We start from the raw sequence: 20,998 nt of genomic DNA, 5'->3' as shown, positions 1-20,998 counted from the left end.
GTAAAACCGTGGGTAACACCAACCGGGGAGGCGCAATGAAGCGCACCAGACAGGGCCGCCGGGGCAGTCCGCGATGTATGTTCGCGGCGGCCGTGGCGATGGCGGCGGTGCTCGGCACCGTGGCGGGCACACCCGCCCAGGCGGCGGACGGCCGGGCGGACGGCAAGGACCGCGGGAGCGTCGCACCCACTTCCACGCCCCTATCGCCGGACCTGGAGAAGATCCGGGCCGCCGAGGCCACCGAGCTCTACGGCGACCCGGCCGAGCGCCCGCTCGCCGACCGGAAGACCGGGCTCATCTCGCTCGGCGACAGCGAGATCTCGGGGGAGGGCGTCGGGACGTACGAACCCGGCACCGACGGCCCCGACAACTGGTGCCACCGCTCCCCGGACGCCGCGATCCACCGCACCGGCATCCCCGCGGACGAGACGTACAACGTCGCCTGCTCGGGGGCGCAGACCGTCAACATCAGGATCGGCGGTCAGAAGCAGTACCCCGACGAGCTCGTGCAGAGCGACAACCTCGCCGTCAAGGCGCGCAACACGAAGATCAAGGCGGTGCTGCTCGTCATCGGCGCCAACGACGACCTTCAGTTCGCGCCCGTGATGACCGACTGCGTGACGCGTTTCCTGCTCAGCCAGGGCGCCTGCGCGGGCAAGTACACGGCGGGCTGGCAGGCGCGGGTCGACGCGCTGGTGCCCAAGGTCGAGCAGTCCGTCCGCGACCTGAAGACCGTCATGAGGGACGCGGGATACGCGGGCGACGACTACAAGCTGGTCGTCATGGGCTATCCGAGCCCGATCGGCCCCGACTTCCGGGACAACCCCAAGTTCCCCGGCAAGCTGGCGTGCGGCGGTCTCGGCTACGACTCCGACACCGAGTGGGGCCGCAACTACGCCGTCCCCACCTTCGAGACCGGCATGCGCAAGGCGGTCAAGGCCGCGGGCGCGACCTACCTCGACAACTCCCGCCTCTTCCACGGCCATGAGGTCTGCATGGAGGACACCTGGGCGCGCGGTCTCTACGTGGACCTCTCCAACCCCTTCCCGCCGGACTCCAACTCGGTCCGCCAGTCCTTCCACCCCAACGCCCGCGGCCACGCCGCCTTCGCCTCCTGCCTGACGCAGATCTACGACTCCGGCCTCAGCGAAGCCGGTTGCGCGGACCCGGCGAGCACGGGCAGCCCGAAGCTCTATCCGGGCGGTTGGGACGACGCGTACAAGCCGCTCAGGAACGCGGGCACGGGGACGTGCGTGGACGTCGACGCGTCCAAGAGCCGTAACGGCACCAAGGTCCAGGGCTGGGACTGCACCGGCAACCGCAACCAGACGTGGTGGTACGACGGCGGGTCCGGCGGGCAGCGGTCGCTGCACACGGGGCTGACCCAGGACCGCTGCCTCGACGTGCCCGACAGCGCGTACAAGGAAGGCACCGCGGTCACGCTCTGGAACTGCCACGGCGGCGGAAACCAGAAGTTCGTGCGCGAGGCGGGGACGCTTCGGCCGGCCGCCGACGCCGGGCTCTGCCTGACCCTCGCGGGAGCCAAGGAGCCGCTCAGGCTCCAGAAGTGCACGGGGGCGGCGAACCAGCGGTTCGCCTAGGAGCCCGCCTTCGCGGGGAACTGCGCGTCCTACGCCGCGGGTGCGTCGTGGCTGGTCGCGCAGTTCCCCGCGCCCCTCAAAGGATCACGCCAGGCCCGGACCCCGCACCGGGATGGACGTGAACGTCGGCTCCGGGGCCGGGTTCTGGAAGAAGTCGTTGCCCTTGTCGTCGACCACGATGAAGGCCGGGAAGTCCTCCACCTCGATCTTCCACACCGCCTCCATGCCGAGCTCCTCGTACTCGACGACCTCGACCTTCTTGATGCAGTCCTGGGCGAGGCGCGCGGCGGGGCCGCCGATCGAGCCCAAGTAGAAGCCGCCGTGCGCGTCACAGGCGTCGGTGACCTGTTTCGAGCGGTTGCCCTTGGCGAGCATGACCTTGGAACCGCCCGCCGCCTGGAACTGCTCCACGTAGGAGTCCATCCTGCCCGCCGTCGTCGGGCCGAAGGAGCCGGAGGCGTAGCCCTCGGGGGTCTTGGCGGGGCCCGCGTAGTAGACCGGGTGGTCCTTCAGGTACTGCGGCATCTCCTCGCCCGCGTCGAGCCGCTCCTTGATCTTGGCGTGCGCGATGTCGCGGGCCACGACGAGGGGGCCGGTCAGCGAGAGGCGGGTCTTCACCGGGTGCTTGGTGAGCTCGGCGAGGATCGCGTCCATGGGCTGGTTGAGGTCGATCTTCACACTGCGTACATCAGCGGCTCCGCCGCGGGCGGCGGACTCGGCGTCCTCGCCGAGGTGCTCGTCGGTCGTGTCCGGCAGGAAGCGCGCCGGGTCCGTCTCCAGCTGCTCAAGGAAGACGCCCTCGGGGGTGATCTTCGCGGTCGCCTGGCGGTCGGCCGAGCAGGAGACGGCGATGGCGACGGGCAGCGAGGCGCCGTGCCGGGGCAGGCGCACCACGCGCACGTCGTGGCAGAAGTACTTGCCGCCGAACTGCGCGCCGATGCCGATCTTCTGCGTCAGCTCGAAGACCTTCTCCTCCAGCTCCTTGTCCCGGAAGCCGTGGCCCGTGGGGGAGCCCTCGGCGGGCAGCTCGTCCAGGTAGTGAGCGGAGGCGTACTTCGCGGTCTTCAGGGCGAACTCGGCGCTGGTGCCGCCGACGACGATCGCCAGGTGGTACGGCGGGCAGGCCGCCGTACCGAGCGAGCGGATCTTCTCCTCCAGGAACTTCATCATGGAGGTCTCGTTCAGGACCGCCTTCGTCTCCTGGTAGAGGAACGACTTGTTGGCCGAGCCGCCGCCCTTGGCCATGAAGAGGAACTTGTAGGCGCCGCCGTCGGTCGCGTACAGCTCGATCTGGGCCGGGAGGTTGGAGCCGGTGTTCTTCTCCTCCCACATGTTCAGGGGAGCCATCTGCGAGTAGCGCAGGTTCAGCTTCGTGTACGCGTCGTAGATGCCGTGCGAGAGCGCCTTCTCGTCCTCACCTTCGGTGAGGACGTTCTGGCCGCGCTTGCCCATGACGATGGCCGTGCCGGTGTCCTGGCACATGGGGAGCACGCCGGCCGCCGCGATGTTCGCGTTCTTCAGCAGGTCGAGCGCCACGAACTTGTCGTTGCCCGACGCCTCCGGGTCGTCGACGATGCGCCGCAGCTGGGCCAGGTGCGCGGGCCGCAGGTAGTGCTGGATGTCGTGGATCGCCTCGGCGGCGAGCGTGCGCAGCGCCTCGGGATCGACCTTGAGGAACGTCCGCCCGTCGGCCTCGAACGTGGAGACACCCTCGGAGGTCACCAGCCGGTACGGGGTGGTGTCCTCTCCCAGGGGGAGCAGATCGGAGTACTCGAACTCTGGCATTACGGCCATTCCTCACTCGGCAGACAGCGGCGCGGCCTCCATTGGCGACGCGCCAACCAGCGTAGAACGCGACGGGACGGCCGGGCTTGTGAGGTAAGGCTCAGTAGCGCTCGCGGTTGCCCTCATGGGTTGTCCGAGGTTGTCCACAGGGGTAGTCGCGATCTATCGCGTTTGGGTAGGCTGAGTGGTGTGGACCTAGAAAAGCGCCCTCAGCAGACCCACCCGGAACCGCGGCCGGCAGGCCTGCGCGCGTCGGACGCCGACCGGGACCGCACGGCGGACATCCTGCGCGAGGCGCTCGCCGAGGGGCGGCTGACCGCCGAGGAACACGGCGAGCGGATCGACGGGGTCTATCGCGCCAAGACCATGGGTGAACTGGAGCCGCTGGTCAGCGACTTGCCCGCGGCGAGCGGCGCGGCCCACCCCACGGTGATGCCCGAGCCCGTCCCCTCCCGGCCGTCGGACGGCGTGGTGCCCCCGGTCGCCGACGAGAACCTGGTCGCGGTCTTCAGCAGCTCCGTCCGCAAGGGCCGCTGGCGCGTGAGCCGCCGCACGCACGCGTACGCGATCTTCGGCAACGTGGAGATCGACCTCAGCGAGGCGATCTTCGAGCAGCGGCAGGTCGTGATCAAGGCGGTCTCCATCTTCGGGAACGTCGAGATCCGCGTCCCGGAGAACATCTCGTTGCGGGGCAACGGCACTGGCGTGCTCGGCAACTTCGAGGTGGACACACTCGATTCGGCCGAGCGGGACGCGCCGGTCGTCTTCGTCGACGGTTTCGCGGTCCTGGGCAACATCGAGGCGAAGGCGAAGCGGGGCAAGGTCATCCGGGACCTGCACAAGCACTTGCGCAAGCATCTCGGCCACTGAGGAGCGCATCCGGGCCACTGACGGCGCGATATTCCGTTCATCGGAACTCAGTGCATAGGCGTGTGCACAGCGGGTAGAGCTTGCTGCATCGTCTCTCGCTCGCGAAGCCGTCGTCAGGAGTAGACCCGTGCTGCAGCCGTCGCATCAGTCCCTGCAGGTCGCCGCCGTTCCGGCCCAGCGTGGACCAGTGCGAGATCGCAACCAAGACGCCCCATGGCATACCGAGGCGGTGTGCCGACGAGACGAGGCCGGGCTGTTCTTCGCCCCGTCGAAGGAACCGACCGCCTCACGCCTGTCCCGGGAAGAAGCCGCGAAGCGCGTCTGCGGAGGCTGTCCCGTGATGGTCGAATGCCGGGAGCACGCCCTGCTCCAGCCCGAGCCGTACGGCGTCTGGGGCGGCCTCACGGCCGCAGAGCGCCGCGTGGTGCTCGCCAGGCGGCGCCGGCGCGAGGTGGAGCTCAAGAAGGCCGCGCACACGTCCGCCGGACCGATAGCCGCGGCCGGCTAGTTCTTTCGGCCGGTCCTTCGGCCGGTTGTCGCGTACGCCGAAGGGGGCGTCCCCCGCACGGGGCGCCCCCTCCGGTGTGCGCAACTCGCGCGCTCCTGAGCCTACTTGGCGCGGTCGAAGTCGATGGCGCTGTAGGCGCGCAGCTTCGCCAGCCGATGGTCGGAGTCGATCTTGCGGATCGTGCCCGACTTGGAGCGCATGACCAGGGACGAGGTCGAGGCCGTCTCCGCGGCGTAGCGCACGCCCTGGAGCAGTTCGCCGTCCGTGATGCCGGTCGCGACGAAGAAGACGTTGTCCCCGCGGACCAGGTCGGTCGTCGAGAGCGTGCGGTCCAGGTCGTGGCCCGCGTCGAGCGCGCGCTGGCGCTCCGCGTCGTCCTTCGGCCACAGCTTGCCCTGGATCGTGCCGCCGAGGCACTTGATCGCGCAGGCCGAGATGATGCCTTCGGGGGTGCCGCCGATGCCCATGAGCATGTCGACGCCGGTGCCCTCGCGCACCGCCATGATCGAACCGGCAACGTCGCCGTCCGAGATGAACTTGATGCGCGCGCCGGTCTCGCGGATCTCCTTGACGATGCCCTCGTGACGGGGGCGGTCCAGGATCATCACCGTGACGTCCTCGGGCGAGCGGCCCTTGGCCTTGGCGACGCGGCGGATGTTGACGGACGCCGGGGCGTTGATGTCGACGTAGTCGGCGGCCTCCGGGCCCGTGACCAGCTTGTCCATGTAGAAGACCGCGGACGGGTCGAACATGGCACCGCGGTCGGCGGCGGCGAGCACGGCGATGGCGTTCGGCATCCCCTTCGCGCACAGGGTCGTGCCGTCGATCGGGTCGACGGCGATGTCGACCTCGGCGCCGGTGGAGTCGCCGATGCGCTCCCCGTTGAAGAGCATCGGGGCCTCGTCCTTCTCGCCCTCACCGATGACGACGATGCCGTTCATCGAGACGGTGGAGACGAGGGTCCGCATGGCCCTGACGGCGGCGCCGTCGGCGCCGATCTTGTCGCCGCGGCCGACCCAGCGGCCCGCGGCCATGGCGGCGGCCTCGGTGACCCGGACGAGCTCCAGGGCGAGGTTGCGGTCGGGAGCCTCGGGAGAGACTTCGAGCTCGGAGGGGAGATGATGCTCGGTCATCGGAGCGCACCTTTCTGCTGATACGACGACGGCCGGATGAGGGTGTGGCACGACTCTATCCGTAGGCCGACAAAATGAGCAGAGGGCCCCACGCATGAGCGGATCGGGCGCCGGGGGTGGCGCCGGGGTGGCGCCGGGGGTGGTCAAGGGAAGACCGGGGGAAGAGCTGTGCTCGTGGCCTGAGAACATGGGGGCGTGGCAGGCAGACAAGGCAAGCAGACCGTACGGAACATGCTGTGGTCGATGGCGGTGATCGCCCTCGTCGCCGGCGTGATCTACGTCTTCATCCCGCACGACGACTCCAAGACCCCCGTAAAGCGCGTCGACTACAGCATCGAGCTGCTGACCGCGCGACGGGCCGCGGCATACCCGGTGGCCGCCCCAGAGGGCCTGGCCAAGGCGTGGAAGCCGACGTCGGTGCGGTTCGACGGCTCCAAGGGCGACAGCTGGCACCTGGGTTTCCTCGACCCGTCCGGTGAGTACGTCGCGGTCAAGCAGTCCACGGCCAAGCCGGTCAAATTCATCGAGGAGGCCACGCAGCGGGCGGTGCGGACGAAGGCCACCGAGAAGATCGACGGTCAGACGTGGCACCGCTACAAGGGGCAGACGTACGACGCCCTGGTGCGCGAGGACAAGGGCGCGACGACGGTGGTCGCGGGCACGGCGTCGTTCGGGCAGCTGACGGAGATGGCGCAGGCGCTGAAGACGACCTGAGTGGTGGTTGTTGGGTGGTACGAGTAGAGGGCCCCGGCGACTGTCGCCGGGGCCCTCTACTCGGTCAGTCCGGTAAGCCCGGTCAGTTCGGTCAGACGGTCTGGATGACCTGGTCGAGCTCGAGGCGCGGGGAGCGCGGGAACCAGGCGTTCTCGGCGGGCTTGCCGATGTTGACGACCATCAGCGGGGTGTGGTCGCCGTCCAGGAACTCCTTCTGGACGCCGGCGGCGTCGAAGCCGGTCATCGGGCCCGCGGCCAGACCGGCGGCGCGCACGCCGATGATGAAGTAGGCGGCCTGCAGCGCGGCGTTGAGGTGCGCGGCGCCTTCGCGGGCCGGACGCTCCGAGAAGAACACGTCCTTGGCCTGCGGGAAGTGCGGGAACAGCGCCGGCAGCTCCTCGTGGAACTCGTTGTCCGCGGAGAGGATCGCGACGAGCGGGGCGCCCGCGGTCTTCGGCTGGTTGCCCTCGGCCATGTGCTGGACCAGGCGCTCGCGGGCTTCGGGGGAGCGGACCAGCGTGATGCGCAGCGACGACAGGTTGAAGGCGGTCGGGCCGAACTTGACCAGGTCGTAGATCGCCTGCACCTGCTCGTCGGTGACCGGCTCATCGGTGAAGGAGTTCGCGGTGCGGGCCTCGCGGAAGAGCAGGTCCTGTGCGGCGGGGTCAAGGACGAGAGACATGGATCAACCTTCTCGGTGCGTGCGTGGATCAGCTTGCGTCACCGACGGTACGGCGTTGCGGTTTAATGTTCAACCAAAAGCGGGGCTTGGTGATCCGCTTCACAGCGTGGGGCGGGGCGTGGCGAGGGGGCGTGGGGGTGGGTTCCTCCGTCTCAGGCGCTTTCGGCGACCTCGTCGCCGTCGTCCGCGTCCTCGTCGCCACCGGCAAGGGCCGCGTCCAGGCGGGCGCGGGCGCCGTCGAGCCAGCGGCGGCACACCTTGGCCAGTTCCTCGCCGCGCTCCCACAGGGCGAGTGACTCCTCCAGGGTGGTGCCGCCGGTCTCGAGGCGGCGTACGACCTCGATGAGCTCGTCCCGCGCCTGCTCGTAGCCGAGTGCGTCCGCCGGGCTCGTGGCCTCGTCCGTCTTGCTGGTCATGTGCCCCACCCTAAATGTCGGTTCGTACGGCTTGTGCGGCTCGCGCGTGCTGCGTCTTACTTGGCTGCTTCGGCTGCTTCGGCCGCTTTGGCTTCCATGGCTCGTACGGTGAAGGCGCCCTCGGCGACCCGTGCCCGCAGCTCCTCGCCGGGGGTCACCTCTTCCGCGGCCCGCACCACCGCGCCGTCCGCCTTCTGCAGCACCGCGTACCCCCGCTGGAGCGTCGCGGCGGGGGAGAGGCCCACCACGCGCGCGTGGGTGTGCGTCAGCTCCGACTCGGCGCGGTCGAGGAGATGCCCGAGCGTGCGGCGGCTGCGGTCCACGAGGGCCGAGACCTGCTCCTCGCGCTCCTCGATCATGCGGTGCGGATTCTCCATGGAGGGCCGGGCGAGGGCGTGCGCGAGGCCGCGGTCCTCGCGGTCGAGGAAGGCGTCCATGCAGCGCCGGGCCCGGTCCCGCAGCCACCGCACCCGCTCGTACTCCTCGCCGACGTCCGGCACGACCTTCTTGGCGGCGTCGGTCGGGGTGGAGGCGCGCAGGTCGGCCACGTAATCGAGCAGGGGGTTGTCCGGCTCGTGGCCGATCGCGGAGACGACGGGCGTACGGCAGGAGGCGACGGCGCGTACGAGCTGCTCGTCCGAGAACGGCAGCAGGTCTTCGACGCTGCCGCCGCCGCGCGCAACGATGATCACGTCCACGGCGTCGAGCGCGTCGAGGTCCTTCACGGCCTGGACGACCTGAGGCACGGCGTGCACGCCTTGGACGGGGACGTTGCGCACCTCGAAGCGGACGGCGGGCCAGCGGTGCCGGGCGTTTTCGAGCACGTCCCGCTCGGCGGCGGATGCGCGGCCGGTGACGAGGCCGATGAGCTGGGGCAGGAAGGGCAGCGCCTTCTTCCGGTCTGCGGCGAAAAGCCCTTCCCCGGCAAGGCTTTTCTTCAACAACTCGATCCGCGCGAGCAGTTCGCCCACACCGACGGGCTTTATCTCGACGGCTCGCAGGGACAGCTGCCCCCGGGGCGCGTACCACTCGGGCTTGGCGTGGACCACGACTCGGGCGCCCTCGGAGACGACGTCGGCGACGGCGTCGAACACCTGCCGGTAACAGGTGACGCTGACGGAGATGTCGTGCGAGGGGTCGCGCAACGTCATGAATACGACGCCGGCGCCGGGCCTGCGGGACAGCTGGGTGATCTGCCCCTCGACCCACACGGCACCGAGCCGATCGATCCACCCACCGATGAGCCGCGACACCTCACCGACGGGCAGCGGAGCATCAGCGGACGTATTCAAGGCCATGCCCCGAGCGTATCGGCAGGGTCTGACAGGACGGGTTTCCGTTGCGGCGAGAGGCGGCGGCCGTGCTTCTCCGCCCATCGTTGTTCCTACGTCGAGGACTGGACCCGGAGTTTCGGGTGGGCGGGGGGGAAACATCCGCCGCGAAGCGGCGGCTTAGGGCTCTTCCCCCCGACGAGCCCGCTGGCCAAAGAGCACCGCAAGCCCCGCGACGAACCAAACCGCGCCCACCACCTGCGCGGACCCCGAGGCCTCCACGATCACCGCGATGGTGATGGCCGCCCCCAGCACGGGGACGAGCAGATGCCGCCACCAGCTCACGGGACCCCCGCGACGGCGGACGGCGAACCACCCCACCACGCTCGCGTGCAGCAGCACGAACGCCGTCAACGCCCCGACATTCACCACCGACACCAGGTGATCCATCCCGTCGTCCCGCCGAGCCGCCCACACCGCGGCCACCAGCGTCACGACAGCCGCACACAGCAGCGCGAGCCGAGGCGTCCCCGAGTCGGTCTTGGACAGCGCGCCCGGCAGCCGCCGGTCCCGCGCCATGGCGTACAGCAGCCGCCCCGCGGCCGCCTGCCCGGCCAGCGCCGCGAACGCCGCGCCGATCGCCTTGCTGACGGCCACCAGATCGTGCAGCCAGTCCCCGACCCCGGAGTCGACGGCGTCGTAGAAAGCAGACCCCTGCTTGGCCGGCTCGGCGGCCAGCTGCGCCGACGACATCGGCTCGAGGAGCGCCACCAGATACGTCTGGGCGACGAAGAGCACACCGGCGACCGCCAGACACACCAGCACCGCCCGCGCCACCTTCGCCGAGCCCCCCGTCACCTCCTCCGCGAACGAGGCGATCGCGTCGAAGCCCAGATACGAGAGCACCGCCACCGACACCGCGCCCACCACGGCACCCAGCGCGAATGCCCCCTGCGAGCCGTCACCGCTCAGCGGCGAGAGCCAGTCCCGCTGCGCCCCGTCCTGCGCAAGGACGACGATCGCCGACACCACGAAGACAAGGAGGACCACGATCTCCATGGCGAGGACGAGGAACCCGACCCGCGCGGCCGCCCGTACGCCCCACAGGTTCAGCGCGGTCGTCACCAGGACCGCGATCGCCGTCCATACCCACCGGGAGACGGAGGGCACGAGCGCCTCCATCGCGATCCCGGAGAAGAGATAGGCGACGGCCGGGATGAGGAGATAGTCGAGCATCGCCATCCACCCGGCGATGAACCCGGGACCGTTGCCGAGCCCCACGCGCGCGTAGGCGAAGACGGAACCCGCCTGGGGGACCACCTTCACCATCTGGGCGTAGCTGAACGCGGTGAACGCCATCGCGATCGTGGCGATGATGTAGACGAGCGCCACGGCGCCGTGCGACTTGGCGTCCAGCGTCCCGAAGACTCCGACCGGCGCCATCGGGGCGATGAACAGCAACCCGTAGACGACGAGATCACGGAAGCCGAGACTGCGCCGCAGGCCGTCGCCCTCGGCAGCGGCGGCGGTGTGGGCGCCGCCCGTCGTGTCTGAGTCGCCGGGGTTACCGGACTGGTTACCGGACATCGGGCCTCCGTAAGTGAACGCAGGCCCCCAGTCTCCCCAAGAAGCCGATCTTTGACGCGCTGGGCTCGGCCTTACGATGGGGGGTATGACTGCTTCGACTCCTGCCCGCCGAGTCCTGCTCGCCGCCCCCCGCGGCTACTGCGCGGGTGTGGACCGTGCCGTGATCGCCGTCGAGAAGGCCCTTGAGCAGTACGGGTCTCCGATCTATGTCCGCCACGAGATCGTTCACAACAAGTACGTGGTGCAGACCCTGGAGAAGAAGGGGGCCATCTTCGTCGACCAGACGGCGGAGGTCCCCGAGGGCTCCATCGTCATGTTCTCGGCGCACGGCGTGGCGCCGACGGTCCACGCGGAGGCCGCAGAGCGGAAACTGGCGACGATCGACGCGACGTGCCCCCTGGTCACGAAGGTCCACAAGGAAGCCGTCCGGTTCGCCAAGGACGACTTCGACATCCTCCTGATCGGCCACGAGGGCCACGAGGAGGTCATCGGCACCTCCGGTGAGGCCCCCGACCACATCACGCTGGTCGATGGCCCTGACGACGTCGCGAACGTCGAGGTCCGTGACCCGGACAAGGTCGTCTGGCTCTCCCAGACCACGCTTTCGGTCGACGAGACCATGGAGACGGTCGACGCCCTCAAGACCAAGTTCCCGGGCCTGATCTCGCCGCCCAGCGACGACATCTGCTACGCCACGCAGAACCGCCAGGTCGCGGTGAAGAAGCTGGCGGAGGACGCCGAGCTGGTCATCGTGGTCGGCTCCAAGAACTCCTCGAACTCGATCCGCATGGTCGAGGTCGCCCTGGACGCGGGCGCGGCCGCGTCGCACCTCGTCGACAACGCCGACGAGATCGACGAGGCCTGGCTGGAGGGCGTGACCACGGTCGGCCTCACCTCGGGAGCCTCCGTCCCCGACATCCTGGTGGACGGCGTCATCGAGTGGCTGGCCGAGCGGGGGTACGGAGACGTGGAGACGGTGAAGACGGCCGACGAGTCGATCACCTTCTCGCTGCCGAAGGAACTCCGCCGCGACCTGCGCGCCGAGGCCGCGGAGCTGTCCCAGAAGTAACGCGAAGGCCAGGCCCGGGTCGTACGGTGGGTCTCATGCAGATCTTCGGTGTGGACATCGGCGGATCAGGGATCAAGGGCGCGCCCGTGGACCTGGACCGTGGAGACCTGGCAAAAGAGCGGCACAAAGTGCTGACCCCGCAACCGGCCACGCCCGACGGCGTGGCCGACAAGGTGCGTGAGGTCGTCGAGCACTTCGGCTGGACGGGCCCGATCGGCGCCACGTTCCCCGGCGTGATCACGGACGGCACCGCGCGCACGGCGGCCAACGTCGACAAGAGCTGGATCGGCACGGACATCGAGAGCCTGATCGCGGACCGGCTCGGCTCCACCGCGCCGGTCACCGTCCTGAACGACGCGGACGCGGCGGGCGTGGCCGAGATGCACTTCGGGGCGGGACGCGGCCGTACGGGCACGGTCCTCCTGCTCACCCTCGGCACGGGCATCGGCAGCGCCCTCTTCACCGGCGGCCGCCTCGTCGCGAACACGGAGCTCGGCCATCTTGAGCTGCACGGACACGACGCGGAGAAGAAGGCGTCGTCCAAGGCCAAGGAGGACGAGGACCTCAGCTGGGAGCACTGGGCGCACCGCGTGCAGAAGTATCTGGCGCACGTGGAGATGCTGTTCTCGCCCGAGCTCTTCATCATCGGCGGCGGGGTGAGCCGCAAGTCACACAAGTTCCTGCCGTTGATCAAGGGCATCAGGGCGGAGATCGTCCCCGCGGAGCTGCAGAACAACGCGGGGATCGTGGGAGCGGCGATGGCGGCGGCGGAAAAGGACTAGCAACGTACTGGCCGTGGCGCATGCCTACGCGGGCAGGCCTACGCGGTGGGCATGCGCCTCTTCGCTCCCTGCGGCCGGACCCCGGCGGTGGGGGAGGGGGAGGGGACGGCGCGTGCCCGGCGCCGCTGCCCCATGAGCTTGACGCGGCGCACGACCGCGACGAGAGCGGCGACGAGCGTCCCGGCGTACAGCCAGCCGGCGTGCAGCGCGAGCGACGTGACGAGTCCCATGAAGTGACCGCTGAAGCCGCCGCCGTTGCCGCCCGAGAGGGGTACGAGCCCGACGGCGAAGGCGATCGGCGCGATGATCGGCGCGGTGACCACGTCGGCGGGCCGCACCCAGTACGCGGTCAGCGCGCTCACGGGCAGGAAGAGCACGCCGTACGCGACCACGGAACTGCCGAAGAGCAGCCACAGCAGACAGGCGAGCAGGAACATCGTCGCGGCACAGAAGAGGCCGCTGCCGAGCCCGGTGAGACGTGGGTTCGGCATCGCGCGCAGTCTGCGGTAGAGCGGCAGTGCGCGCAGTTTGCGTACGACGGGCGGGACGGGACGGCGGGGCCGCGGCGCGGCGCGGTAGACCGCCGCCGCGTCGGCGGATCTGCCCTGCGGGGGCAGGGGCGCGGTGCGTCGTGGCCGGGCCGGAGGCTGAGGGGGACGCGTCCTGTGTTGCTCCACCGGACCAACCTAGGTCGCGCCATACCGATAATCCTGCACGGGACACGCCCTTTGGCTGACCTTGGCCAAGCGTTCGATACAAGTCCGGTACGCCGACGAGGGCTGGGCCCGCACGCCGTAGACTGGGGGATCGCCCTACGGTCGCTCCGGCCCTCCGGGCCGTCCACCCACAGCCTCCACGTACGGGAAGTCGCAACGTGTCGCTCACGATCGGAATCGTCGGCCTGCCCAATGTCGGCAAGTCGACCCTTTTCAACGCCCTGACCAAGAACGACGTCCTTGCGGCCAACTACCCGTTCGCGACGATCGAGCCGAATGTCGGCGTGGTAGGCGTCCCGGACCCCCGCCTCACAAAATTGGCGGAAATCTTTAGCTCCCAGAAGGTCCTCCCGGCGACGGTCGACTTCGTCGACATCGCGGGCATCGTGCGCGGCGCGAGCGAGGGCGAGGGCCTGGGCAACAAGTTCCTCGCGAACATTCGCGAGTCGGACGCGATCTGCCAGGTCATCCGCGCCTTCAAGGACGAGAACGTCGTGCACGTGGACGGCAAGGTCTCGCCCAAGGACGACATCGAGACGATCAACACCGAGCTGATCCTCGCCGACCTCCAGACCATCGAGAAGGTCCTCCCGCGCCTCCAGAAGGAATCGCGCATCAAGAAGGACGTCGCCCCGAAGGTGAAGGCGGTCGAGGAGGCCCAGGCGATCCTGGAGAAGGGCGACACGCTCTTCTCCCAGGGCATCGTCCAGGGCTCGGGCAAGGAGGAGCTCCTCCACGACCTCCACCTCCTCACGACGAAGCCCTTCCTCTACGTGTTCAACGTGGACGAGGACGAGCTGACGGACGACGCGTTCAAGGCCGAGCAGAGCGCCCTGGTCGCCCCCGCGGAGGCGATCTTCCTCAACGCGAAGCTGGAGTCGGAGCTCGTGGAGCTGGACGAGGACGAGGCCCTCGAACTCCTCCAGTCGGTGGGCCAGGAAGAGCCCGGCCTGGCCACCCTCGCCCACGTGGGCTTCCGCACCCTCGGCCTCCAGACGTACCTCACGGCCGGCCCCAAGGAATCCCGAGCTTGGACGATCCCCCAGGGAGCCACGGCCCCCGAGGCCGCGGGCGTGATCCACACGGACTTCCAGAAGGGCTTCATCAAGGCCGAGGTCATCTCCTTCGAGGACCTGGTAGAGGTCGGCTCGGTCGCAGAGGCCCGAGCCAAGGGCAAGGCCCGCATGGAGGGCAAGGAGTATGTGATGCAGGACGGGGATGTGGTGGAGTTCCGCTTCAACGTGTAGCCGTCGCGCCGGTGAGATCGGGTCACGTCCCCTGGGGCGTGGCCTTTTCTCGTTTCTGGTGGTGCGTGGGCCGCTGTGGCTATGCCGCCCCGAGGTGCCGCGTGAGCTGCTGCAGGGTGGTCCAGGAGGACGGGTCGGTGCCGTCGCCCAGTACGTAGTGGAGTGCGGGGCGTGCCGGGGAGCCGAGGCGGCTGGGGCGGGGGGCCTGGGGCGGGTGCTGGGCGTGGGTGAGGCCGACCTCGGCCACCGCGGATGATCCCAGGGTGAAGGAGATGGGGACGGGCGGGGCTTCGAAGTGGGGCGGGACGGTGAGGTCTCTGCGGGCCGAGCGGAGCGTGGCGAGCATGGAGGTCAGGCCGTGCTCGGTGGCGAGGGTCTCGGCCAGGGGTGCGATGGCGTCCAGGGGCGGGGCTTCGTCGGGCGCGTAGCCCAGGGCGAGCGCGGTGTGTTCCTCGATACCCGCCGTGGTGTGGGTGATGCGGGTGGTGGCGATGGCCGGGCGGTCGGGGGCGCCGACGACCGTCAGCCATGTCGGGGCGTTCTTCTGGGCGCGGGCGCGGGCCAGTTCGGTCAGCTGACGCGGGGACCAGGGCAGGGCGATGGGCTCGGCTGTGGACCATCCCGCGGGCGGGGCGCCGGTGAGGGCCTGCCAGGCCGACTCCAGGGCGCCGCCGAGGCGGAGGTCTTCGTCGGCGGGGTGGGCGGTGTGGAGGGAGAGGAGCAGTTGGCTTTCGCCCATGGCGTCTGAGGCGGGAGGAGAGACCGGGTCGGGCTTGAATGCCTCCGCGATCCTCGTGCTCCCGTCCGCTGACCGCACCGGCGTGAACTGGCCCTCACGCCAGTGGAGTTCGGCTCCGGAGAGGCCGTCGTAATAGCCGCAGCCGGGATCCTGCACGACCCAGCGGTTGGGGTCGCCGTGCAGCGCGTTGCGGGTCGGCAGGGTGAGGGAGGCGCGGGGCGGGGTGACGATCTGCAGGGCGCGGTCGGATGCGGAGGCGGTGCGCAGGGCGTCGGCGAGCCAGCTGGTCATCGCGACGACCGGACGTTCCTGGATGACGACCGCGGCCTTGTCCGTGAGGACGTCGACCGCCGGTGGTGCCGTCACGGACGCCGATGTGGCGGTGGCGGTTTCCGGAGTGAGCGGCACGACGTCGGTGTGTGCCGCTTCCGGTGGCCAGACCGTGCCGCCGAGCACGGTGGCCAGGCGCCCGGCGAACGATCCGGCGAGGCGTTCGCCCTCCTCTACGGCGGTGGACGCGCGCGCCTCGGTCCACCAGAACGGCCCGTCGGGGGCTGCCACCTCGGTTCCGAGGAGGCGTTGTGCCTCGCCGGGCACCTGGATGAGCAGGGGAGCCTCGACGGAGACGAGGGGGCGGCCACCCGGTGCGCAGAGCTGGACGACTGCACCGTCGGCCAGGGAATCGACGCCCAGGCTGGGGCCGCCCGCGAAGAGCCCGGCCAGCAGGGTGTTGATGTCGGGCATCTTGGGCGTGAGGGCGATGACGTCCTTGGTCACGGGTGGTTGTTCTCCGCGGTGTCGTCGGCCTCGCGGGGTACGGCGAGGGCGGTTTGGATGAGCTGGTGGCGGCGGCCCCGGCGGACCAGGGTGCCGCGGCCCGGGGGTTGGGTGGAGGCGTAGAGGCCGGGGAAGAGTTGGCCTTCGGTGCGGTCGCCGGTCATGAGCAGGGCGGTGGCGCCGGTTTCGCGCAGGGTGGTGAGGAAGGGGTCGTACAGGGCGCGGGAGGCGCCGGCGACGCGGCGGGTGACGATGAAGTGCAGGCCGATGTCCTGGGCGGAGGAGATGTAGGGCAGGAAGGGCGCGAGGGGCTGTTGGCCTGCGGTGGTGAGGATGTCGTAGTCGTCGACGAGGATGACGATGCGGGGGCCGGTGAAGGCGGGCCCGTCGGTGATCGTGTCCGGGTCGGCGGTTTCCGGCAGGCGTTTTTCGAGTTCGCCGGCGATGCCGGTGGCGAGGGCCTGGGCGAGTTTGGCGTTGTGGGCGTAGCCGCCGCGGTAGGGCTCGGGGATGACGCCGCGCAGGCCGCGGCGGGGGTCGAAGACGCCGAAGACCAGGTCCGTATCGCTGTGGCGGTCGATGAGCTGCTGGGTGATGAGCTTGAGCAGGTTGGTCTTGCCGCACTCGTTGTCGCCGAGGATCAGCAGGTGCTGGTCCTGCCCGGTCAGGTCCAGGAGCGCGGGGGCCAGGTTGTCCTGGTCGATGCCGAGGGGGATGCGGGAGGGTTCGGCAGTGCGCGTGGGCAGCTTGGTGGCGGCGAGGGCGGTGGGCAACACCCGTACAGGAGCGACGAGTTCACCGTGCCAGCTGGCGCGCAGGGTGCGGGCGGCGCGTTCCAGGGCCGGGCCGAGGTCGCCGGTGGAGGGTTGGCCGTCGATGCGGGGCAGCGCGGTCTGCGCGAAGAGCTTGGCGTCGGTCAGGACTCGGCCCGGGGTGTCGGGGCTCAACGTTTCGGACAGCTTGCGGTCGACGCTGGAATCGGAAGGGTCGTTGAGGCGTAGTTCGATACGGGTGCCGAACATGGACTGGGTGGCGATGCGTACGTCGTTCCAGCGCAGCATGCCCGCCACGATGTGGATGCCGTAGCCACTGCCGCGTTTGAGGAGGTCGGCAACGGTGTCGTCCAGTTCGGAGAACTCGTCGCGCAGTGCGCCGAAGCCGTCGATGAGCAGCACGATGTCGGTGGAGCCGAGCTCGGTCAGCCGGCCCTGTGCACGCAGGTGGCGCAGCTGGTCGACGGAGTCGATGCCGTGCTCGCGGAAGAGTTCCTCGCGCAGGGCGAGTTGGGCGCGTACCTCGGCGACGGTGCGGGCCGCGCGTTCGTGGTCGGCGCGGCCCGCGATGCCGCCCACGTGCGGCAGACCGGAGAGCGCGGAGAGCCCGCCGCCGACCAGGTCCAGGCCGTACACGGCGGCGTCCGCAGGGGTGTGGGTCAGGGCCAGGGAGAGTGCGAGGGTGCGCAGCAGGGTGGTCTTGCCGGACTGCGGGCCGCCGATGACGGCGGTGTGTCCGCCGGCGACGGTCAGGTCCAGGACCCAGGGCCTCTGGCCTTGTTGGGCCGGGTCGTCCAGGATGCCCAGGGGTATCTGCATGGGGCCCGCGGCACTGGCGAGGTGCAGGCCGCGTTCGGAGGCCCGCACCGGCCCAGCGGCGGCATCGAGCGAGATCGCGTCGGGCAGCGGCGGCAGCCAGATACGGCGTACGGGCGGGGCGGCGGTGCGCAACTGGTCGACCATGGCCGTCAGGACGGTCGGGCCGGTCTCCCGCTCGCGCATCGCGGGTTCTTCCGGCGCACTACCGGTGCTGGGGCTCTGGCCTGTGTTGAAGGTGGGGTAGGGCCAGGCGAGGGGCTCGGCGTCCGTCTGCTCGCGCAGGGCCGGGCCGCGATAGGCGCCGGAGACATAGCCCGCCTTGAAGCGTTCGTACGTCGAGGTGTCGACCTTGAGGTAGCCGAAGCCCGGCAGCGGCGGCAGCTGGAAGGCGTCCACGGTGTCCAGGACGGTGCGTGACTCGTCGGCGGAGAAGGTACGCAGGCCGAGCCGGTAGGAGAGGTAGGTCTCCAGGCCCTTGAGCTTGCCGGACTCGATGCGCTGGCTGGAGAGCAGCAGGTGCACGCCGATCGAGCGGCCGATGCGGCCGATGGAAAGGAACAGGTCGATGAAGTCCGGCTTGGCGGTGAGGAGTTCACCGAACTCGTCGATGACGACGAACAGGTGGGGCAGGGCTTCCAGCTCGGGCTGTTTGGCGCGCAGGGCGGCGTAGTGCCCGATGTCGGCGACGTTCCCGGCGTCCTTGAGGACCTGCTGGCGGCGTTTGACCTCGCCGGCCAGGCTGGTGTGGACGCGTTCGACGAGCCCGGCCTGGTTCTCCAGGTTGGTGATGACACCGGCGACGTGCGGGAGTTCGGTGAACGGGGCGAAGGTGGCACCGCCCTTGTAGTCGACCAGGACCAGCGCCAGTTCCTCGGGGGAGTGGCTGGCGACCAGGGCCAGGACAAGGGTGCGCAGGAGTTCGCTCTTGCCGGAGCCGGTGGCGCCGACACACAGCCCGTGCGGACCCATGCCCAGTTCGGAGGACTCCTTGAGGTCCAACAGGACGGGTTCATGGCGATCGTTGAGACCGATGGGCACGCGCAGGAAGTCGCGCTCGCCGCGCGGTGCCCACAGCTGCTTCAGGTCGAGTGCGGCCGGGTCGTCGATGCCGAGCAGGGTGGGGAAGTCGACGGGGCCGGAGATGGGGGTGCCCTCGGCGGCGGACTCGGCGGAGAGCCGCAGCGGGGCGAGCATGCGGGCCAGACCCTCGGCGCCCGCGGTGCTCACCTCATCGGCGGTCCCGTGTGCGGGTAGCACGTCAGGGGCACGCAGGTCTTCGACACTCACTTGATCGCCGTCGACAGTGATTCGTACGCTTACTTGGTCGGGCTCGTGAACCTGCTGCTCGAGCAGGTGGAGCACGGTCACACCCATCCCGGTGAGATCGACGGCCGTGTCGGGGCGGGGCAGTTCGGTGGCCGCGCTGCCGTGGGAGTCGCTGACTACCAGGAGCCGGTCGTTCATCCGCAGGGCGTTGCGGTCGGAGAGGCCGCGGCGGACTTCGGCGGCGTAGGCGGAGCGGCGCCTCAGATCGGGGGCGCACTGCCGGGCGAGCTGATCGAGGCTCGGGGCAATGCGTCGGGCGGCGACCGGCCCGTCGTCCTGCTGGGTGTCGAGGACGTGGGGCATCCATTTGGCCCACTCCCACTCCTCCAGGCGTTCGCCGGGCACACCAAGGGCGATGGCGACGTCGTCGGGGGCGTGCGTCACCGCGGTCTGGATCAGCAGGGCGCGGGCCACGCGCAGCACGCCGTCCCGGTCGCCGATGATGCTGACGTTGCCCGCCCTGTCCAGCGGCGCGGTCAGCGGGAAGTCGGTGGCGGTGGTGAAGCGGTGCTGCAGCGCACGCGCTTCGTTCAGCATGAACGGGTCGGGCGGGGTGAGTACGCCGCTGCCTTGGTTCTGGCCGATCGCCAGCCCCTGCACGGGCACGTCACCGGTGCCGAGCCGCACCCGCAGGAAGTCCGCGTCGAGGCGACGCCGCTCCCAGAGCCGGGCCGGGTCACGCACGAGGTCGTACAGCGCCGCGGGAGGCGGATTGAGAATGCGTGCCTGCCGCCGCAACTCCCGCTCGGTGGCGCCGAGTTCCTCGCGCTGCTCCTCGACGTACTCCAGATACCGCTCGCGCTGCGTACGCCGCGTGCGCTGGGCCTTGCCTCGCTGGGACAGGAACAGGGCGACGGCGCCGAGGAGAGCGAAGACGAGGACGATCGCGCCGATGGCGGCGAACTGGCTGTTGCGGATGACCGTCATCATGACGACCGAGCCCATGACGCCGGCCATCGGAAGCAGTGCGGTGGCCGCGTTGCCCATCTTGCCCTCGGGGAGGTTCGGGGGCGGCTCGATGGTGCGTTCCGGGACAGCGGCCGGTGGCCGCGTGGAGCGGGCCGGGCGGTGTATGAGCTGTTGGGTCATCGCACCCGCACCGCCCGCTGCATCGCCTCGGCGGCCAGTTGGACGGCGGCGTCGCGGGAGCTCTGGCTGAGCATGCCGGTGTGGATGGGGCCTCCTTGGGCCAGATGACGGTCGTAGGGGAGGGGCACCACGGCCGCTCCTGTCTCGCGCAGGTGCGCGGCCGCCGTCTTCAAGTCGAGAGTCGTGTCAGGGGAGTTGGCGGAGAGTGCGACCACGGTGGTGGCCAGGGCCGAGTGCGGCAGCTGGGCCAGCCAGTCGAGGACCATGCGGGTGCCGTTGACACCTTCGGCGGTCATCGGGGCGACGACGACGCGGGCATGGGCGGTGTCCATCGCGGTACGCGCCACCTCGCCCGGCAGCGTCTCGCAGTCGACCACAGACACCGCGAAGTAGCGGCGCAGCGCGAGGGTGACGGTGCGATAGGTGCGTACGTCGAGCGGGGCACCGACCCGCCCCTGGCCGGCAGGCAGCAGCCATCCGCCGTCGGCCACCGGCACCAGATAGCCGGTGACGTCGGTGAGTTGCATCGCCGGGCTGAGGATGTGGGCCAGATCCGCGCAGGCCCAGCGCACCGACTCCGCACCGAGGCGCACGGGAAGGGTGCCGAGTGCGGCGTCGGCTTCGAGGGCGAGGACGGGGTCGTGCCGGTAGTGATTGAACGTCCGGGCGAGCAGCGCGGAGACGGTGGACTTGCCGACCCCGCCACGAATGGAGGTCACCGCGATGACGCGGCCGGTGGTGACCGGCTGCTGCACCTCGCGGGCGAGCCGTGTCTGAGCGGCGACCTCCTGCCCGGCCGACGCGGTCAGCTTGCGTAGCGAGCGTCCGGTGCGGCGTACGACGGAGTCTCCGTGCTGGGGGCCGCCCAAAGCGCGGGCGAGGCGGGGATCGACGGTGGGTACGGACTCGGGGGTGGGCATGGGCAGGCGAGGGTCGCGCTCGGCGGGCCGGGCGACCGACGAAGGGCGCGGCGCCGGCGAGGGGGGCGACGGCTGCTTCGGGGATTCAGGGCGCGGCGCGGTCGCGGACTCCGGGGGAGCGGCATCCAACTCCCTCAGCACGTCACGCTGCCAGTCACTTTCCTGAGCCATGCC

17 protein-coding genes are annotated in these 20,998 nt (G+C 70.1%); 7 read left to right on the top strand and 10 right to left on the bottom strand.

Annotated elements, in window-relative coordinates; translation table 11 throughout:
* Window positions 1-35: 35 nt before the first annotated feature.
* On the top strand, window positions 36-1,601 hold the full coding sequence (locus ACZ5U5_RS18325) for a ricin-type beta-trefoil lectin domain protein (protein ID WP_469022609.1): 1,566 nt from the start codon (window positions 36-38) through the stop codon (window positions 1,599-1,601).
* 84 nt (window positions 1,602-1,685) lie between these two features.
* On the opposite strand, the gene ACZ5U5_RS18320 is transcribed toward ACZ5U5_RS18325, so the two are convergent.
* On the bottom strand, window positions 1,686-3,395 hold the full coding sequence (locus ACZ5U5_RS18320; protein ID WP_469022607.1) for a fumarate hydratase: 1,710 nt from the start codon (window positions 3,393-3,395) through the stop codon (window positions 1,686-1,688).
* A gap of 180 nt (window positions 3,396-3,575) precedes the next feature.
* Between ACZ5U5_RS18320 and ACZ5U5_RS18315 the strand changes: the two genes are divergently transcribed.
* Window positions 3,576-4,256, top strand: coding sequence for a DUF1707 SHOCT-like domain-containing protein (locus tag ACZ5U5_RS18315; RefSeq protein ID WP_469022605.1), 681 nt, complete (start codon window positions 3,576-3,578; stop codon window positions 4,254-4,256).
* Between the two features lie 127 nt (window positions 4,257-4,383).
* Window positions 4,384-4,764 carry a WhiB family transcriptional regulator gene (locus ACZ5U5_RS18310; protein ID WP_469022602.1) on the top strand — a complete coding sequence of 127 codons (381 nt, stop codon included), beginning with the start codon at window positions 4,384-4,386 and terminating at the stop codon, window positions 4,762-4,764.
* 101 nt (window positions 4,765-4,865) lie between these two features.
* Here the strand turns inward: ACZ5U5_RS18310 and glpX are convergent, their stop codons facing one another.
* Window positions 4,866-5,897 carry a class II fructose-bisphosphatase gene (glpX, locus tag ACZ5U5_RS18305; protein ID WP_451206901.1) on the bottom strand — a complete coding sequence of 344 codons (1,032 nt, stop codon included), beginning with the start codon at window positions 5,895-5,897 and terminating at the stop codon, window positions 4,866-4,868.
* 195 nt (window positions 5,898-6,092) lie between these two features.
* Here glpX and ACZ5U5_RS18300 point away from each other — a divergent pair, with 195 nt between their 5' ends.
* Entirely contained in the window at window positions 6,093-6,611 is a 519-nt protein-coding gene (locus ACZ5U5_RS18300; protein WP_469022599.1) for a DUF4245 domain-containing protein, read from the top strand.
* A 91-nt stretch (window positions 6,612-6,702) separates the two neighbouring features.
* Here the strand turns inward: ACZ5U5_RS18300 and ACZ5U5_RS18295 are convergent, their stop codons facing one another.
* The 4 genes from ACZ5U5_RS18295 to ACZ5U5_RS18280 form a co-directional block, all read right to left on the bottom strand.
* Window positions 6,703-7,293 carry a malonic semialdehyde reductase gene (locus tag ACZ5U5_RS18295; protein WP_451206895.1) on the bottom strand — a complete coding sequence of 197 codons (591 nt, stop codon included), beginning with the start codon at window positions 7,291-7,293 and terminating at the stop codon, window positions 6,703-6,705.
* 152 nt (window positions 7,294-7,445) lie between these two features.
* Window positions 7,446-7,709, bottom strand: a complete 264-nt coding sequence (locus tag ACZ5U5_RS18290) for an exodeoxyribonuclease VII small subunit (protein ID WP_469022597.1) — start codon at window positions 7,707-7,709, stop codon at window positions 7,446-7,448.
* Between the two features lie 56 nt (window positions 7,710-7,765).
* A complete protein-coding gene (xseA, locus tag ACZ5U5_RS18285; RefSeq protein WP_469022595.1) occupies window positions 7,766-9,007 on the bottom strand; it encodes an exodeoxyribonuclease VII large subunit in 1,242 nt (413 codons plus the stop codon).
* Between the two features lie 153 nt (window positions 9,008-9,160).
* The gene (locus tag ACZ5U5_RS18280) at window positions 9,161-10,567 is read right to left on the bottom strand and encodes an APC family permease (protein WP_469022593.1); all 1,407 of its coding nucleotides are present in this window, start codon (window positions 10,565-10,567) and stop codon (window positions 9,161-9,163) included.
* 76 nt (window positions 10,568-10,643) lie between these two features.
* Here ACZ5U5_RS18280 and ACZ5U5_RS18275 point away from each other — a divergent pair, with 76 nt between their 5' ends.
* Both ACZ5U5_RS18275 and ppgK read left to right on the top strand, forming a co-directional pair.
* Entirely contained in the window at window positions 10,644-11,636 is a 993-nt protein-coding gene (locus ACZ5U5_RS18275) for a 4-hydroxy-3-methylbut-2-enyl diphosphate reductase (protein WP_453448389.1), read from the top strand.
* A 35-nt stretch (window positions 11,637-11,671) separates the two neighbouring features.
* Window positions 11,672-12,418 (top strand): polyphosphate--glucose phosphotransferase, encoded by a 747-nt coding sequence (ppgK, locus tag ACZ5U5_RS18270; protein ID WP_469022589.1) that lies wholly within the window; start codon window positions 11,672-11,674, stop codon window positions 12,416-12,418.
* 38 nt (window positions 12,419-12,456) lie between these two features.
* Here ppgK and ACZ5U5_RS18265 read toward each other — a convergent pair whose 3' ends face one another.
* A complete protein-coding gene (locus tag ACZ5U5_RS18265) occupies window positions 12,457-13,095 on the bottom strand; it encodes a DUF6542 domain-containing protein (RefSeq protein ID WP_469022586.1) in 639 nt (212 codons plus the stop codon).
* Window positions 13,096-13,292: 197 nt separating this feature from the next.
* Here ACZ5U5_RS18265 and ychF point away from each other — a divergent pair, with 197 nt between their 5' ends.
* Window positions 13,293-14,381 carry a redox-regulated ATPase YchF gene (gene ychF / locus ACZ5U5_RS18260; protein WP_469022583.1) on the top strand — a complete coding sequence of 363 codons (1,089 nt, stop codon included), beginning with the start codon at window positions 13,293-13,295 and terminating at the stop codon, window positions 14,379-14,381.
* 79 nt (window positions 14,382-14,460) lie between these two features.
* Here the strand turns inward: ychF and ACZ5U5_RS18255 are convergent, their stop codons facing one another.
* The 3 genes from ACZ5U5_RS18255 to ACZ5U5_RS18245 are packed head-to-tail and all read right to left on the bottom strand — an operon-like array spanning window position 14,461 to window position 20,995.
* Window positions 14,461-15,897, bottom strand: a complete 1,437-nt coding sequence (locus ACZ5U5_RS18255) for a DUF6177 family protein (protein ID WP_469022580.1) — start codon at window positions 15,895-15,897, stop codon at window positions 14,461-14,463.
* On the bottom strand, window positions 15,894-19,904 hold the full coding sequence (eccCa, locus tag ACZ5U5_RS18250) for a type VII secretion protein EccCa (protein ID WP_469022578.1): 4,011 nt from the start codon (window positions 19,902-19,904) through the stop codon (window positions 15,894-15,896). Before eccCa ends, ACZ5U5_RS18255 begins: the two co-directional genes overlap by 4 nt.
* A complete protein-coding gene (locus tag ACZ5U5_RS18245) occupies window positions 19,901-20,995 on the bottom strand; it encodes a type VII secretion protein (RefSeq protein WP_469022575.1) in 1,095 nt (364 codons plus the stop codon). The genes eccCa and ACZ5U5_RS18245 overlap by 4 nt, the downstream gene beginning before the upstream one ends.
* Between the last annotated feature and the right edge of the window lie 3 nt (window positions 20,996-20,998).

It is taken from the genome of Streptomyces sp. NPDC033177, assembly GCF_055577715.1.
This window is presented reverse-complemented; position numbering and strand designations above follow the sequence as displayed.

What these genes read in the sequence shown, in the direction of transcription:
- ACZ5U5_RS18325 (WP_469022609.1), top strand. Translation starts at nt 36, where the DNA reads ATGAAGCGCACCAGACAGGGCCGCCGGGGCAGTCCGCGATGTATGTTC.
- ACZ5U5_RS18320 (WP_469022607.1), bottom strand. Translation starts at nt 3,395, where the DNA reads ATGGCCGTAATGCCAGAGTTCGAGTACTCCGATCTGCTCCCCCTGGGA.
- glpX (WP_451206901.1), bottom strand. Translation starts at nt 5,897, where the DNA reads ATGACCGAGCATCATCTCCCCTCCGAGCTCGAAGTCTCTCCCGAGGCT.
- ACZ5U5_RS18295 (WP_451206895.1), bottom strand. Translation starts at nt 7,293, where the DNA reads ATGTCTCTCGTCCTTGACCCCGCCGCACAGGACCTGCTCTTCCGCGAG.
- ACZ5U5_RS18290 (WP_469022597.1), bottom strand. Translation starts at nt 7,709, where the DNA reads ATGACCAGCAAGACGGACGAGGCCACGAGCCCGGCGGACGCACTCGGC.
- xseA (WP_469022595.1), bottom strand. Translation starts at nt 9,007, where the DNA reads ATGGCCTTGAATACGTCCGCTGATGCTCCGCTGCCCGTCGGTGAGGTG.
- ACZ5U5_RS18280 (WP_469022593.1), bottom strand. Translation starts at nt 10,567, where the DNA reads ATGTCCGGTAACCAGTCCGGTAACCCCGGCGACTCAGACACGACGGGC.
- ACZ5U5_RS18275 (WP_453448389.1), top strand. Translation starts at nt 10,644, where the DNA reads ATGGGGGGTATGACTGCTTCGACTCCTGCCCGCCGAGTCCTGCTCGCC.
- ppgK (WP_469022589.1), top strand. Translation starts at nt 11,672, where the DNA reads ATGCAGATCTTCGGTGTGGACATCGGCGGATCAGGGATCAAGGGCGCG.
- eccCa (WP_469022578.1), bottom strand. Translation starts at nt 19,904, where the DNA reads ATGACCCAACAGCTCATACACCGCCCGGCCCGCTCCACGCGGCCACCG.
- ACZ5U5_RS18245 (WP_469022575.1), bottom strand. Translation starts at nt 20,995, where the DNA reads ATGGCTCAGGAAAGTGACTGGCAGCGTGACGTGCTGAGGGAGTTGGAT.